Below are 237 nucleotides of genomic sequence, written 5' to 3'. Positions count from 1 at the left end.
ATGTTTAACCCTTTTTTATAGTTAGTTTTCGTGGGTTTATGATATTTATCTAGCTTTTGAGGGTCTAATTGATATAATTGTAAAGTTTCTAACTTATTGACATCAATTTCCCCAATTAATTCTTTGATACGGTTTTTAGTTTCATTTTGATAATTGATTTGAAATAGAGGATATAGGTATTTAAGGGGGTTATTTTGGCTTTTAAGCGGGGTTGAATCCGAAAGTAATAGTTTACTA

Annotated in this window: 1 pseudogene; it reads right to left on the bottom strand. The window is 28.7% G+C overall.

Annotation, left to right across the window (positions count from 1 at the left end):
• Positions 1-237: pseudogene (locus RI01_RS03845) on the bottom strand (phase variable surface lipoprotein); the annotation flags it as partial.

This window comes from Italian clover phyllody phytoplasma str. MA1, assembly GCF_000300695.1.
In the GTDB taxonomy this organism is placed as follows: Bacteria; Bacillota_I; Bacilli_A; order Acholeplasmatales; family Acholeplasmataceae; genus Phytoplasma.
Note: the sequence above shows the minus strand (reverse complement) of the source record. Positions and strands in the feature narration are given on the sequence as shown.